The 13085-nt window shown below is 70.5% G+C and carries 14 protein-coding genes and 2 tRNA genes; 5 read left to right on the top strand and 11 right to left on the bottom strand.

Annotated elements, in window-relative coordinates:
- Positions 1–158: 158 nt before the first annotated feature.
- Both GA0070612_RS06950 and GA0070612_RS31335 read right to left on the bottom strand, forming a co-directional pair.
- Entirely contained in the window at positions 159–407 is a 249-nt protein-coding gene (locus tag GA0070612_RS06950) for a hypothetical protein (RefSeq protein WP_088987171.1), read from the bottom strand.
- Positions 385–555, bottom strand: coding sequence for a hypothetical protein (locus tag GA0070612_RS31335; RefSeq protein ID WP_157742435.1), 171 nt, complete (start codon positions 553–555; stop codon positions 385–387). The genes GA0070612_RS06950 and GA0070612_RS31335 overlap by 23 nt, the downstream gene beginning before the upstream one ends.
- A gap of 188 nt (positions 556–743) precedes the next feature.
- Between GA0070612_RS31335 and GA0070612_RS06945 the strand changes: the two genes are divergently transcribed.
- A complete protein-coding gene (locus GA0070612_RS06945) occupies positions 744–977 on the top strand; it encodes a GntR family transcriptional regulator (RefSeq protein ID WP_088991321.1) in 234 nt (77 codons plus the stop codon).
- Positions 978–1032: 55 nt separating this feature from the next.
- Here GA0070612_RS06945 and GA0070612_RS06940 read toward each other — a convergent pair whose 3' ends face one another.
- The 4 genes from GA0070612_RS06940 to GA0070612_RS06925 form a co-directional block, all read right to left on the bottom strand.
- On the bottom strand, positions 1033–1440 hold the full coding sequence (locus GA0070612_RS06940) for a hypothetical protein (protein ID WP_088987170.1): 408 nt from the start codon (positions 1438–1440) through the stop codon (positions 1033–1035).
- A 38-nt stretch (positions 1441–1478) separates the two neighbouring features.
- On the bottom strand, positions 1479–2189 hold the full coding sequence (locus GA0070612_RS06935; RefSeq protein ID WP_088987169.1) for a hypothetical protein: 711 nt from the start codon (positions 2187–2189) through the stop codon (positions 1479–1481).
- A complete protein-coding gene (locus tag GA0070612_RS06930) occupies positions 2189–3100 on the bottom strand; it encodes a hypothetical protein (protein WP_088987168.1) in 912 nt (303 codons plus the stop codon). Before GA0070612_RS06930 ends, GA0070612_RS06935 begins: the two co-directional genes overlap by 1 nt.
- Positions 3101–3252: 152 nt before the next feature.
- Positions 3253–3720, bottom strand: a complete 468-nt coding sequence (locus GA0070612_RS06925; protein WP_088991320.1) for an RrF2 family transcriptional regulator — start codon at positions 3718–3720, stop codon at positions 3253–3255.
- 186 nt (positions 3721–3906) lie between these two features.
- Here GA0070612_RS06925 and GA0070612_RS06920 point away from each other — a divergent pair, with 186 nt between their 5' ends.
- Positions 3907–4374, top strand: coding sequence for a carboxymuconolactone decarboxylase family protein (locus GA0070612_RS06920; protein WP_088987167.1), 468 nt, complete (start codon positions 3907–3909; stop codon positions 4372–4374).
- Between the two features lie 308 nt (positions 4375–4682).
- Here GA0070612_RS06920 and GA0070612_RS06915 read toward each other — a convergent pair.
- A tRNA-Arg gene (locus tag GA0070612_RS06915) sits at positions 4683–4755 on the bottom strand.
- 35 nt (positions 4756–4790) lie between these two features.
- Positions 4791–4881 (bottom strand) — tRNA-Ser (locus tag GA0070612_RS06910).
- A gap of 145 nt (positions 4882–5026) precedes the next feature.
- On the opposite strand from GA0070612_RS06910, the gene GA0070612_RS32425 reads away from it, so the two are divergent.
- On the top strand, positions 5027–6376 hold the full coding sequence (locus tag GA0070612_RS32425) for a hypothetical protein (protein ID WP_231924490.1): 1350 nt from the start codon (positions 5027–5029) through the stop codon (positions 6374–6376).
- Between the two features lie 22 nt (positions 6377–6398).
- On the opposite strand, the gene GA0070612_RS06900 is transcribed toward GA0070612_RS32425, so the two are convergent.
- Positions 6399–7169, bottom strand: a complete 771-nt coding sequence (locus GA0070612_RS06900; RefSeq protein ID WP_088987166.1) for a CPBP family intramembrane glutamic endopeptidase — start codon at positions 7167–7169, stop codon at positions 6399–6401.
- 145 nt (positions 7170–7314) lie between these two features.
- Here GA0070612_RS06900 and GA0070612_RS06895 point away from each other — a divergent pair, with 145 nt between their 5' ends.
- Entirely contained in the window at positions 7315–8430 is a 1116-nt protein-coding gene (locus tag GA0070612_RS06895) for a globin domain-containing protein (RefSeq protein ID WP_088987165.1), read from the top strand.
- Positions 8431–8497: 67 nt separating this feature from the next.
- Here GA0070612_RS06895 and GA0070612_RS06890 read toward each other — a convergent pair whose 3' ends face one another.
- On the bottom strand, positions 8498–10027 hold the full coding sequence (locus tag GA0070612_RS06890; protein ID WP_088987164.1) for a peptide deformylase: 1530 nt from the start codon (positions 10025–10027) through the stop codon (positions 8498–8500).
- 392 nt (positions 10028–10419) lie between these two features.
- Between GA0070612_RS06890 and GA0070612_RS06885 the strand changes: the two genes are divergently transcribed.
- Complete coding sequence (locus GA0070612_RS06885) at positions 10420–11136, top strand: hypothetical protein (protein ID WP_197699412.1); 717 nt, start codon at positions 10420–10422, stop codon at positions 11134–11136.
- Positions 11137–11139: 3 nt separating this feature from the next.
- Here the strand turns inward: GA0070612_RS06885 and GA0070612_RS06880 are convergent, their stop codons facing one another.
- A complete protein-coding gene (locus GA0070612_RS06880) occupies positions 11140–12972 on the bottom strand; it encodes a hypothetical protein (protein ID WP_231924489.1) in 1833 nt (610 codons plus the stop codon).
- Positions 12973–13085 lie beyond the last annotated feature (113 nt).

Here is a 13085-nt window from a genome sequence, read left to right as displayed (position 1 = left end):
GAACGGCACTCCCGCGCCCCTTCACCCGTACCGTCATGGACAGGTCCGGCGCGACGGAGGGCGACCCCCGGTGACCAGCGCGACCGGGCGCGGACGGCGGGTGTCCGGCCTCAGGCCAGGCCGCGTCGGCCCGGGTACGGGCGTACCCGGTCGCCGGCTCACCGCTGCCTGCGGCCGCCTGCGGGATGACGGGAGAGCATCCGGAGGCCGGACGGCTGGACGAAGAGTTCCCGCCGGGCCACCGCCTCGCCCCGCGCGTCGAGCTCGTACCCCTCGATCCAGGCCCAACCGTCGTACGTGACACGGTCCGCCAAAACGCGGATAAGGCGGAAGTGGAACGGCCGGGAGAACTGCACGCTCGCCGCTCGGGTGATGTGCAGGAGGTCACCACTCTCGAATGGGGGCACGACACACCGCCCGCCGCCAGGCCAGGATCCGCGCTCGGGCTACGGCGACCCGCGGGCACCAGCCGTCCGGGTGGCAGCGGCTGCACCTCTGCACCCGGTGGTAGTCGAGCACCGTCCAGGACAGCTCCACGACGAACGGAATGCTCACCGCACCCGCCCCTCGGGCAGAAGGCCATTGCGGAAAGGCCACGGGGAGAGCTTCACGGCACGCCTCCTACGAGTGCTGCGGACTCATCAACCAAGGTAGGCCAGCCTGTCCATCCTGTCCAGCCCGGCCAGGGCAGGCTGCCTGTACCCTCCGCCTAGCTCGTTCAGCGCATCCATATCGTGTCGATCATGGTTGACGAGATGAGCCCGGTCCCCTTCTACATCCAGCTCGCGGATCTCCTCGCCAAGCAGATCGAGAGCGGAAAGCTCAAGCCGAGGCAGCCGCTTCCGAGCGAAGCCACCTTGCAGCAGGAGTACGGCGTGGCTCGCGGCACCGTCCGTTCGGCGGTGCGGCTCCTACGGGAGCGAGGGCTCGTCGTCACCTTCACCGGGCGCGGCACGTTCGTCGCCGACAAATCCTGACCGCAGGTCCAGCGGCAACGGGAACGGCGGGAACACTCCTGGCTGGCCTGCGCGCTCAGGATGGATCAGTTCGGCGGTCGGCAGGTGGGGGAAGAACGACGTCCCGGCCCTGGATCACCGGGCCGCCGAAGGTGCCCCCCTCGATGTGGTTGGACACCGAACCGGTCTCCGGCGCGCGCCCGGCCTCGGGCAGCGTCGGTGACGGCACATCCACACTCGCGTAGATGTCGCGTCCCTGGGTTACCGCGCCGGTGAACTTCCCGCCGTGGATTCGGTTCGTCGTGTCGTCGCCTCCACCCACCGGCGCAGACGCTCGCGTGGCCGCGCGCCGCGCCTGCACCGCGCCGAGGACGGCTACCCCGAAGCCTGCGATGTTCAAGAACAGTCCGAACACGCTGGCCCACTGGTTGGCGTCCTCCAGCCCGACGCGCACCAGGAAGACGCCCAAGCCGATCAGCAACACGCTGAGACCGGCACCCGCCGCCCACCACCGACTCCTACTCACTTCAGCCTCCGCCGACGACTCGGGTCGAATGGGCCGACCTGTAGCTCACGCATCTGGTGGAACCGCCAGTTCCTGGCGAAATACGATCGGCCGAGGATGGTGAGCACGACCAGAACGCCGACGCCGCACACCGCTATCGTCTCGGACGTGCCGCCCTGGAGGTAGACCCACACTCCCGCGCCGACCACCGCGAAGAGCCACCACCTGTGCCACACGAAGTACATGTCGCTGTGGGCGAAGGCCCACTGGTCGACGGCCAGGACCGCCATCGCGGCGAGCCAGCGCGGGCTTTCCGTGACGGCCAGCCAGCCGAGCAGACAGAACGAACCGAGAAAGAAACAGAAGAACAAGATCAGCCGCAGGACGAACGCGTGCAGCGCGGCACGCACCATGACTTTCCTGGGCTGCGGGCGCCTCTTCGGCCACAGCAGGTACGTCGGCGACCACCTGGCCGGCTTGAACAGCGCGGGCTTCACGTCCTCCGCGTCGGTGGCGGCGTTGTAGACGACGACCTCGTACCCCTGATCGGACCGCCACCGGAAAATCGCGGTCGGAGGCGCCGCATTCAGGTAACGGATGATCCACGCCGCTCCCCGCAACTCCGCGGGATTGCCCAGAGTGGCGAGGTACAGGCCGGTGGTACCGACGGAAATGACCTTCAACGTGAGCAGCGCCGCGTCGACCAGCAGGCCGGCCGAGGTGTCCATCAGTTGAGCAACCAGTCCACGAGCTGCGCCAGGTCCGCCGGGCGCACCGGCTCGTGCGGCGCGATGGGCAGACCACCGGCCACCTCACCGAGGATCCGTACGTAACCGGAGTGGGGATTCGTCAACGTCGTGGCCAGCGCGGTACCACCCGCGACGGCAAGCATCCAGGCCGCGACGCGCTTGCCCTCCCGCCGTCCGGTCGGTGGGGCGGGCAGGCCACCCGCGACCGCCATGGCCGTCAGCAGCCCGCCGCCGCGCTGGGGATCGGCGAGGTCGTCGAACAGCGTGACCATGGCCGGGGAGAACGACCGGTTGGCCACGGCACGTGCGAACGTCTCGGCGACAGGCTGACGTTTGTCCCGCTCACGTTCGACGAGCGCCGCGAGACGGGTCGAGGTCATCTGCGCCAGGTCGCCCTGCCAATCCGGCGGCAACTTTCTGGCGGTCACCACCGGCCACAGCGAGAAGACGATCAGGTCGAGGAGGATCTGCTCGGGCAACGGCTCGTCCGGGGCCGGACCGGGCCGGGCAAGGTAGCTGACGATGCCGGCCACGACGAGGCGGCGGATCACGTCCCGGTGCCGCTCATTCTCCGACGGACCGCCTCGCCCCCGGGCACCCGTGTCGGCGTCCGGGGCCAGCCCGGCCCGCACCAGGTCCACCTGCCGAAGGTGTACGGCGCCGGCCGGGTCCTGGGTCTTCGCGACCAGCACGCGGTAGTCCTCAGCGACGCGGTCGAGCCACAGCCGGAGTGCGAGCAGGTCGAGCGGCCGACGATCGTTCGAGTAATGGTGATGGATCTGTCCGTTGAACGTGCCGGCCTGAACCACGGAACCGTAGACGGTGCCATCGGTGATCTGGTTGCGCACCGCGGGCGGTGTCGGGGTGCTCTCGTCGGCGTCAGAACCCATCCGCGCACCCCCGGAAAGACGGCCGCGATAGACAGTACTCCATAACCGCAACGCGGGGTGCTGGCGATGTCACGCGCTGCGGACTGCGGTTACTTGTGGAACGCGACCAGCGCTGGTGCGGCTATTCAGGCAGGCTTTCTCTCAGGGTGACACTAAGCGGAGAGCCAGGCGCGGGCGCTGTCGAGCAGTTCGCGGGGTGTGGTGGCGGTGACAGTGGCGGCAAGCGCGCCGATGGTGACCGCGCGCAGGGATTCGCGCCAGGCCCGGTCGGCGGAATCCATGACCTGCGCGATCGGGCACGGCGTGTCACACCGCTCCGGGGGGATGGCCATCGGTCCACGCCGGCGCACTTCGGTGCACCGGAACGCCGGCTGTGATCCGTCGATCGCTTCGACGACGTCGAGCACCGTGATCTCGGTCGCAGGCCGGGTAAGCAGATAGCCGCCCGACTGCCCCGGCGCTGCACGCACGAGGCCGGCCCGCGACAGCAGTTGGAGCTGTTTGGCCAGGTAGGTGGGCGATACGTCGTGCAGGTCGGCGAGCTTGGCCGCCACGACGGGCTCGTCGGCCGCGCTGAGCACGACGCAGCAGTGCAGCCCCCACTCGACCCCACCAGACATCTTCACCGTCACACCCTACTTGACTCGGACAAGAAATATCCGGATATAATCACGGACAAAAGTTATCCGCAATGAGAGGTGAGGTCATGCGCATCGGCCGGACGACCTTCGAAGACTGGTCCGCCGCGCAGGCCGCCTAGATCCACAATCCACGCTTGACCACCGACCCGCACCAAGGAGAAACCCATGACCACGCCAGCGCACACCGGCCAGCCCCGCCTCGACCTGCGGACAGCCGCACCCAAGGCGGCCAAAGCGCTGTACGCCGCCGACCAGGCCATCCTCACCTCGCCACTCGATCCCACCCTGCGTGAACTGATCAAGCTGCGCGTCTCCCAGCTCAACCACTGCGTGCACTGCATCGACCTGCACAGCCACGACGCCCTGGACATGGGCGAGAAACTCGACCGCATCCTCCAGCTCAGCGCGTGGCGTGAATCGGCGCTGTTCACCCCGGCCGAGCGGGCGGCACTCGAGTACGCCGAGGCCGCGACCAAGCTCACCGAACACGGCGTCAGCGACGAGATCTGGGCCGGCGTCCGCGACATCATGAGCGACGAGGAACTCGGCGCCCTGGTCGTCCAAGTCGCCCTGATGAACGCCTTCAACCGATTCGGAGTCCCGCTGCACATGCCCGCCAAGCAGCGCGACTGACTCGTCGGCCACGGCCTTGCGGGCCCGCCCCGGGCCCGCGGGCCGGACCGGCCGAAAGGCAGCGTCTCGGCCCGCGGAGAACACCTCGCGACGGCCCACCTTCGGTGCCGCCCCCGGCTGATCCGGATCGCCTACGACAACCCGCAGCCACCTATCGCGCCGAATCTCGCCCGCCCGTGGTGTGCACTTGCCGGGCAAGGTCAGATCTACCGTGACCATCAGGTGCGAGATCCACGCAGCGTTGACCGAAAGCGGGAAAAGAAAAAGGCCGTGACCCTGTCTCCACAGGTCACGGCCTTGATCGTTTGTGCGCCCGAAGGGACTCGAACCCCTAACCTTCTGATCCGTAGTCAGATGCTCTATCCATTGAGCTACGGGCGCTCGTGCTCAGCCAGCATACACACCCGGCTTTCGCGCGGAGACTCCGGGATTCGAACCCGGGAGGGGCTTTAAGACCCCAACCGCATTAGCAGTGCGGCGCCATAGACCAGACTAGGCGAAGTCTCCCTGGTGATCCTCAGACCACCGCGCCCGAGGATACAGGTCACCACCCACCGGGAGCAAAACGACTTCCGGGGTACGCCCACCGGGTCCGCCCGCCCCCGTGTTTTCGCGCTGTGCGACGGGGTGATCAGGACTACGCTCCATCGATATGCAGGAGCAGCCGCCGAGCGAGCCGACCCGTCGAGAGCCTGCTGAGAGGGCGCGTCGACGCTCCCCACGAGCCACCTTCACGCCGCCGGTCGCCGCCGAGCAGCCCGCCCCGCCCGCTGAGCCGTCCGCGGAGACGACACCGCCGGCCGCCGCCCCGACGAGCCAGCGTCCTCGACGGGCGAAGGCTGCCCCACCGGTGCTCTTTCAGCCACCGGAGCCGGACCGCGCCCTACCTCCGCGGCCGAGGCGCGCTCCGAGCACGCCGACCAGCGACGCCTCCGCCACGGCCAGCGACGCGAACGCCGAGACGCCGACACCACCGAGCGCCGAGGTGACCGCGGAGCAGCCGACACCGCCGAGCGCCGAGCCGGACGGCGACGCGACACCCAAGGCCCGGACACCCAAGGCCCGGACACCGAAGGCTCAGGCGTCGGAGGACCAGGCGTCCGAGGTCCAGGCACCGAAGAACCAGGCGCCGAAGGCCCGGACCACCCCTGTCCGCAAGGCAGCCACCAGGAAGGCGACGGAGGCGGCCACCGAGGTGACGCCGCCCACACCGGCACCGACCAGGCGCCCCGCGACCCCCGCCAAGCGGGCGGTGGCCCCCCGGAAGAGCGCCACGCCGAAGAAGGCCAGCCCGGCACCCGTGGTCGAGCAGCACCCGGCACCGGAACCTCCCGCCGAGCAGCAGGCGGTGCCGGCTTCGGGGCGTACCCCGGAAGCGGACCTGCGGGCGGTGGCCACGCGCGTGCTCGACCACCCGGGGTTCGCGCCGGAGCTGTTGGCTCTTGCCGCGGTGCGGGCGCTCGGGCCCGGCGCGGCCGAGTGGGCCGCGCGGCTGCGGAACCGGTATCCGGACGCGTCGGCGGACGGCCTGGCCCGGTTGGCCACCCGGCGGTTCGTCCGCTCGGCGGGCGCGGGCGGGGCGGCGGCGGCGCTGGCCGGCCTGTTCGCGCCGGTGGCGGAGCTGACGTCCGTGTTGTGGACGCACGCGAATCTGGTGCTGCACCTGGCCGCCGCGTACGGGAGGGATCCGGCGCATCCCGACCGGGCCGTCGAGTTGCTGGTGCTCACCCAGGTCCACCCGGACTCGGCGAGCGCCGAGGCGGCACTGGCGGCCGCGCAGGAGGCGTCCGACCCCGTCGAGGGAGGCTGGCCCCGGGCGGCGGAGGCCGCCTGGCGGTTGGCCGCCCCACTCACCGCACAGGCCGGCGGCTGGGTGGCGTTGCGGCTGGTGGCACGCCTGTTGCCGGGCGCGGCGATGCTCGCGGCGGCGCTGGGCGACGCGGCGGCGGCCGACCGGCTCGCCGCCCGCGCGGCGGCCGTCTACCGGCCCACGCGACGCTGACCAGCCAGAAGCGGCCGACCGGTCAGAGCCAGTCGAACCACTCCCGGGGAAGCAACGCGTAGCCGACGAAGGCGAACACGTCGAGCAGCGTGTGCGCGACGATCAACGGCATCACCCGGCGGGTGCGCAGGTAGAAGAGGCTGAACACGACGCCCATCACCGCGTTGCCGACGAACGCGCCGAAGCCCTGGTAGAGGTGGTAGGAGCCCCGCAGCAGCGCGCTGGCCGCGATGATCGCCGCCAGCCGCCAGTGGAGCTGTCGTAGCCGGGTGACCAGGTAGCCGACCACGATCACCTCCTCCAGCACGGCGTTCTGCACGGCGGCGAGGATCAGCACCGGGGCCGTCCACCAGAGGTCCGGCAGCGCGGCCGGCACCAGCGTGGCGTTGACCCCCAACTGGGCAGCCACCCAGAACAGCGCCAACCCGGGCAGGCCGATCAGCGCCGCCAGGCCGGCACCCCGGGCCAGGTCCTGACCGGGCCGCCGGCCGTCCAGGCCGAGGGTCCGCGCCGGGTCGCCGGGGTCCCGGCTGAGCAGGTGTACGGCGAGCAGCACCGGCAGCAGCGCGAACACGATGCCGAGGAGTTGGTAGGTGAGGTCCAGCCAGGGTCGGGACGACGCCGAGGTGTTCAGCGAGGCGGTCTGCTTGGAGAGCGGGCCGTCAGCGGTCAGCTTCGCGATGATCGAGACGACCGCGTAGACGGCGGACTGGCCGAGGGACAGGCCGAGGACCAGCAACGTCTCGGTGCCGAGCAGTCGGCGGGACACCGGGCGGGACAGCTCAACGGTCACCGCACCACTCTGCCCGACGGGTGGCGCCCGTGACACGGCCGACCGGCCAGCATGAGCCGATCGCACATTCTGTGCGACCGGTCGACACTCTCCGTGGAGATTCTATGGGTGCCCGATCCGCTGCCGTCAGGAGAAGGAGCACCCCGTGGACAACCTCGCGCGGTTGCTGAAGGAGAGCTGGGCCCTGGTCGAGGACGACCGGGTCCGGCTGAGCGGGCACTTCTACGCCCGGCTGTTCCTGCTCGACCCCGCCCTGCGGCACCTCTTCCCGGTGCAGATGACCGGCCAGGGCGACCGCCTGCTGGAAGCGATCATCACGGCGATCCACACTGTCGACGACCCGGAGAGCTTCGACGAGTTCCTGCGGGCGCTGGGCCGCGACCACCGCAAGTACCACGTCGACGACTCGCACTACGCGACCATGGGAGTCGCCTTGCTGGACGCCCTTCGCAGCACCGCCGGCGACGGCTGGAACCTTGAGTACGACCAGGCGTGGCGGGAGGCGTACGCGGCGATCACCGCCCTGATGGTGGCCGGCGCGAAGGCCGACGACGACCCGCCGTTCTGGCACGCCGAGGTGCTGACCCACGAGCGGTACGGCCCGGACACCGCCGTGCTGACCTGTCGGGCGCTGCAGCATCCGCTGCGGTGGCAGGCCGGGCAGTACGTGAGCCTGGAGGCTCCGCGCCACCACCCCCGGGTGTGGCGGAACTACTCGATCGCGAACGCCCCGAACGACGAGAACCTGCTGGAGTTCCACGTTCGGTCGCCCGGTGCCGGTTGGCTGTCCGGCGCGCTGGTGCGTCGCGTCCGGCCGGGTGAGCTGCTCCGCGTGGCGGCGCCGATGGGGTCGATGACCCTGGACCGCAACTCCGAACGGGACGTCCTGTGCGTGGCCGGCGGGGTCGGCCTGGCACCGATCAAGGCACTCGTCGAGGAGTTGGCCACCTACAACCGGACCCGTTGGGTGCACGTCTTCTACGGCGCCCGGCAGGCGGCGGACCTGTACGGCCTGGCCGGGTTGGAGGAACTGGTGGCCGTGCACCCGTGGTTGTCGGTCACGCCGGCGTGCAGCGAGGAGCCGGACTTCGACGGGGAGCAGGGCGACATCCCGGACGTGGTGGCCCGGTACGGCCCGTGGACGACGCACGACTGCTACGTCTCCGGCTCGGCCCGGATGGTCCGCTCCACGCTGCGGGTGCTCGCCGCGGACGAGGTGCCGCCGCCGCACATCCGCTACGACACCTTCGGTGACCTCTAGACGTTCCTCCCCCCACACCGGGGCGCGTGCCCCTGCCCCCTGGGGCACGCGCCCCGGTCCCCACCGGTCAGTAGCGCCAGGGGTGCCCGGTCTCGCGGTATTCCTCCACCGGCACCAACGGCACGCCGGGTGCCATCCGGTCGACGTAGAGCCGGCCCTCCAGGTGATCGATCTCGTGAGCCACCAGCCGGGCCATGCCGAACTCGAACGACGTGATGACCCGGCTGCCGTCCCACTGGGCGTGCTCCACGTCGAGCCGGAGCGGTCGAGGCACCAGACCCCGGTGGTCGAAGAAGGAGAGGCAGCCCTCGTACTGCTCGTCGGTGTCCGGGCCGGCGTCGACCACCCGGGGGTTGAGCAGCACCACCGGCTCCGCCGAGCGGTCCGGGGGCCGGACCACGGCCGCCGCCCGACCGACGCCGAGTTGTGGTGCGGCAACCCCCACCCCCTTGCTGAACGGGTGCAGTTCGTCGAGCCGGGCCAGGGCCGCGGTGAGCCGGTCGACCAGGTCCCGGGCGACGGGTTCCTCGACGGGCAGGTCGAACGGGCGGACGTGTTGGCGGAGCAGGTCGTCGCCGCGTTGCACGATGCCGAGACCGCGCATCCGGTCGCTGGGCCGCACCCGGGCACCGCCGGGGCCGCTGTCGGGTTCCGTCTCCGGTCGGGACCGGAAACGCCACTGCATCCGGTAGCGGGCGTTCAGCGGCGGGTCGTCGGTCTGCCAGTCGTAGATCGCCCGGTCGCCCTCGTCGTGCCGTTGCGGTGCCGTCCGCAGGGGGCCCTCCTCCGCGGAGAGGGAGGTTTCCACGCCCCAGACCTGCGGGTCGAGCGGCGCGGGCAGATCGAGGCGTACGGCGAGCTGCCGGGTGGGCAGCCGGACCGCCCGCTGGAACCAGGGGCCCCACTTCTCGTGACCGACGCTGTACGCGTACTCGATGGTGGCCCGGTCTCCCGGGTAGAGCGGGAACCGCCGCTCCCCGTTCTCGAAGAGCAGCCAGATCTCCTTGAAGGCGTCCCGGTCGTGTTTGGCACGCCAGTGCATCGGCTCCGGTTCGCCGCCGCCGTCGTCGCGGCGGGCCTGTAGTTGCAGTTCGGCGAAGGTGAGCGGGTGTTCCCGGTGGTGCCGGTTGGAGCGGCCGGGGTCGTTCGGGTAGCGGTCGACGGCGACCCGGACCAGGTATCGGGTGACCGGCTCGGTGCCGGCGTTGTACAACTCGCGGTGGATCACGCACCGGTAGCCGTCGTCGGTGTGGGTGAGGGTGGCGAGTTCCCGCTCCACGACGAGGCCGGTGCCCGGTGGCAGCCACTGCCCGGGCGCGTACGGCTCACGGGGCGGGTTGCCCGTGCGGGCGTGGCGGAGGTCGTCGTACTCCCGGAAGCGCTGCCAGATCGCGCCGCTGGCCTCCAGGACGGCCTCGGCGCGGCGGGCGAAGTCCTCGGTCGGCCGGTGCCGGCGTCCCTCGACGTGGCTGACGTACGAGGGGTCGAACCCCATCAGGACGGCCAGTTGTTTCTTGGACAGCCCTCGCCCGGTCCGTTGCCGGGCGAGCTCGGCCGCGAAGGAGTCGGCAGCCCGTTCGAGGGGTGAGGTCGTCATCGGCTTCCTCGTGGCCGGGGGATATAAGTTTCACGTTCCGTGCCCGAGCGCACACGCATCTGGCATCTTGTCGACACTCTGATTGACAATTCACCGATAGACATCGATCCTGCGGCAGCGTTTTCCTGCGGAACCGGCGGGTAGTAGCGAGGTGGGGGCGCTCCTCCCACCGGGCAACCGGCGTGACCTGGGCCTCCCGATGTGACCAAGGTGAGGCTTCCCTTAGACCCGAGGGCGTGGTTAGGCTAGCCTTAGCTCAGGACGACGGTGGTCGTCCGCCGGGGCGTGTATTCCTCGGCCATGCGGACGGGGGATCTCAGGTGACAGCGGTGCTGCCGGTGCGGGATGTGACCGCCACGCCACTCGCCCCCGTCACCGCGGCGCTGCGCGCCATGTTCGGCACCGACAATCTTCCGGGCCTCGCCCCGGGGCTCCTGGTCGACGACGAGTTCGGCTGGTCACCCGCCACCACCCTGATCGATGGCAGCCGGCTGCCGGAGCTGCTGAACGGCGCTGCCACCCGCTGGGGTGGCACCCCGCACGCCTGCGCGGCGTTGGCCTGGAAGTCGTACAGCTACTGGACCGCGCTGCCGGTCGTGCTCGGCTGGGCCTCGGCCCGGCGGGTGCCGCTGTTCGACCCGGCCGACGTGTTGATCCACTTCCAGGACCACCGGCAGCTGCTCACCCTGGGTCTGCGCCGTGGGATCACCGTGGCGGTGCTGCCGAGCGACCCGCTGGCGCTCGCCGGCCTGCCGGAGGTGCGGGTCGTCGCCGACGAGGCCGAGCTGCTGACCGCGCTGCGCGCCTCCCTGCTCGACTCTCACCTGGCGCCGCTCATCACCGCGATCCAGTCGGAGGTCCGGGTCGGCACCCGGACGCTGCTCGGCTCGGTCGCCTCCGGCATCGCGCACGGCATCCTCCGGGCTGCCGACGGCCTGCCCGGCTCGACGGTGCAGAGCATCGACACCCTGCTCGGCGCCCTCGATCTGAGCGACCTGATCGAGCTGGTGCCCGGTCCGACCGGTGAGCCGACGGTGCAGCGGCGCACCTGCTGCCTCGCCTTCACCCTCCCCCGCCCGAAGGTCTGCCAGGGCTGCTGCGTCCGCTGAGCCTCAGTCAGTCAACGGCCGGACGTCCCACACCCACACCCCGCCGGTGAAGACCGGCTGGATGCCGGTCAGTTCGGTCATGCCCCGACGCAGCGCCTCCTCGTGCTCGTGTGGGCCGAGGATGACCACTCCCGCCCGCCAGAACCGCAGGTCGTCGACCGCTCGGACCCGGCTCTGCGGGGTGATCGGTGGCACCGCCCCGGTGCGGCGGATGGTGGCGAAGAAGCTGCTGGTGGGACGTGGCGTCGCCCCGAACAGCGCGACCCTGGGTGGCTGGGCGCTGGGCCGGGTGTCCGGCCCGAGGAAATAGCCGCGGGCCAGTGGCATGTCCAGCCGGGTCGTCGCGGCCCAGCGCAGCGGCTCCGCGTAGGTGCTGTCCGGCAACGGCAGGGCCACCACACTGCGCCCACCAGTCACGTATGGACGCCACGCCCCACTGGTCACAAAGGCGGGAACCGGGTCGAGATGGGCCACGGGCAGCGGGGTCGGCACGATCGGGAGCAGGGCCATCACGAGCACTGTGGCGGTGACGAAGCGGATCTGTCCCCGCGCGGCCGGGTGCGAGTCGGCCAGCTCGCGGGCGCGTTCGGCGCCGTAGGCGAGCAGCAGCCCGATGATCGGGGTGATCGCCAGTGCCCACCGGGTCGGCACCACCGAGTGCAGGATGGGCAGGTTCTCCAGCGCCGCCCAGGGGCCCGGCACACCCGTCCCCCTGTTGTCGAAACGGACCTCGCGGCCCAGCGAGAGCACCGCGAAGAGCAGCGCGAGCCCGGCCAACGCGAGCACGACGACCGAGCGGCGCAACCACCAGACCAGGGCGATCACCAGCACGACCAGCGCCCAGCCGAAGAAGCTGTTCTCCTCGGTCGGGTTCTTGGCCAGGCCCGCGGCGGTGCGTGGACTGCCGGCGAGTGACTCCCTGGAGTACGCGACGAACGAGGCGAGGTCGCTGGAGTAGCCGCGGATCAGGCGGGACAGCCCGGAGTACGCGCCCGGACCGAAGAACTGCACGTACAGGGGGTACGCCAGCAGCAGCCCGGCGACCCCGGCCGCGACGGCGAGACCGGCGAGGAAGGGCCGGGTCCGTGCGCGGAGATCGGCGCGGCCGAGGGCGAGCACGGCGATGACCACGCCGAGCCCGATCGCGGTCATCAGCAGGATCTCCAGGTTGAGGAAGGCCTGCCAGACGATCACGAGCCCGAGGAGGACGCCGTTGCGCAGCCAACGGCCCGGGTCGCCGAGACGGAGCGTGCGCCAGATGATCAACGGGACGACGAACTGCGACACGATGTTCGGATGCCCGTTGGCGTGCGACACCATGGCGGGCGCGAACGCGCAGAAGCCGGCACCCAGCCAGGCAGGCCCGCGGCTGCCGATCAGGACCCGGGAGAGCAGGAAGTACCAGGCGCTCGCCGTGGCAATCATGCCGGCGGTGAGAAAGACCAGGAATGACGCCCGAGGCCCGAACAGCAGGGTGATAGGCGTGAATGGCAACGAAATGGATAATACGGACGTGTTCGCCATCAAATTGACGCCGTCCGGGACGTTCATCTGATCCGAATGGAACGGGTAGGCGAAATGCGTGATTACTCGCGCACCGTGCGCCATCATCCATTCGAACTGCGACTGATCGGACTCGTTGTCCCGCACCGCGCCGCCGGGGTCGAGCCAGAGTCGACACGTCACCCAGAAGCCGAGCACCACGAAGCTCAGCACGGCAACCAGGTCGGCCACCTTCCCCCGGCGTGGCCGCCGGGCATCAGCCGAAGGCTCCTCCACCGACGCGTCGGCCGGGCCGTCGCCGTCGCCGGGCGCGTCCGATTCGGGAGTAGTCATGACAATTCATAGGATAGTCACGGGCTGACGCTGCCGTGACATGTTTCGGGGTACTGCCGTACTATGTGCCGGGTTCGCCGACCGCCGATCACGAACCCACCCCCCGACCACAA

The sequence above is a fragment of the Micromonospora chokoriensis genome, from assembly GCF_900091505.1.
GTDB lineage: Bacteria > Actinomycetota > Actinomycetes > Mycobacteriales > Micromonosporaceae > Micromonospora > Micromonospora chokoriensis.
This window is presented reverse-complemented; position numbering and strand designations above follow the sequence as displayed.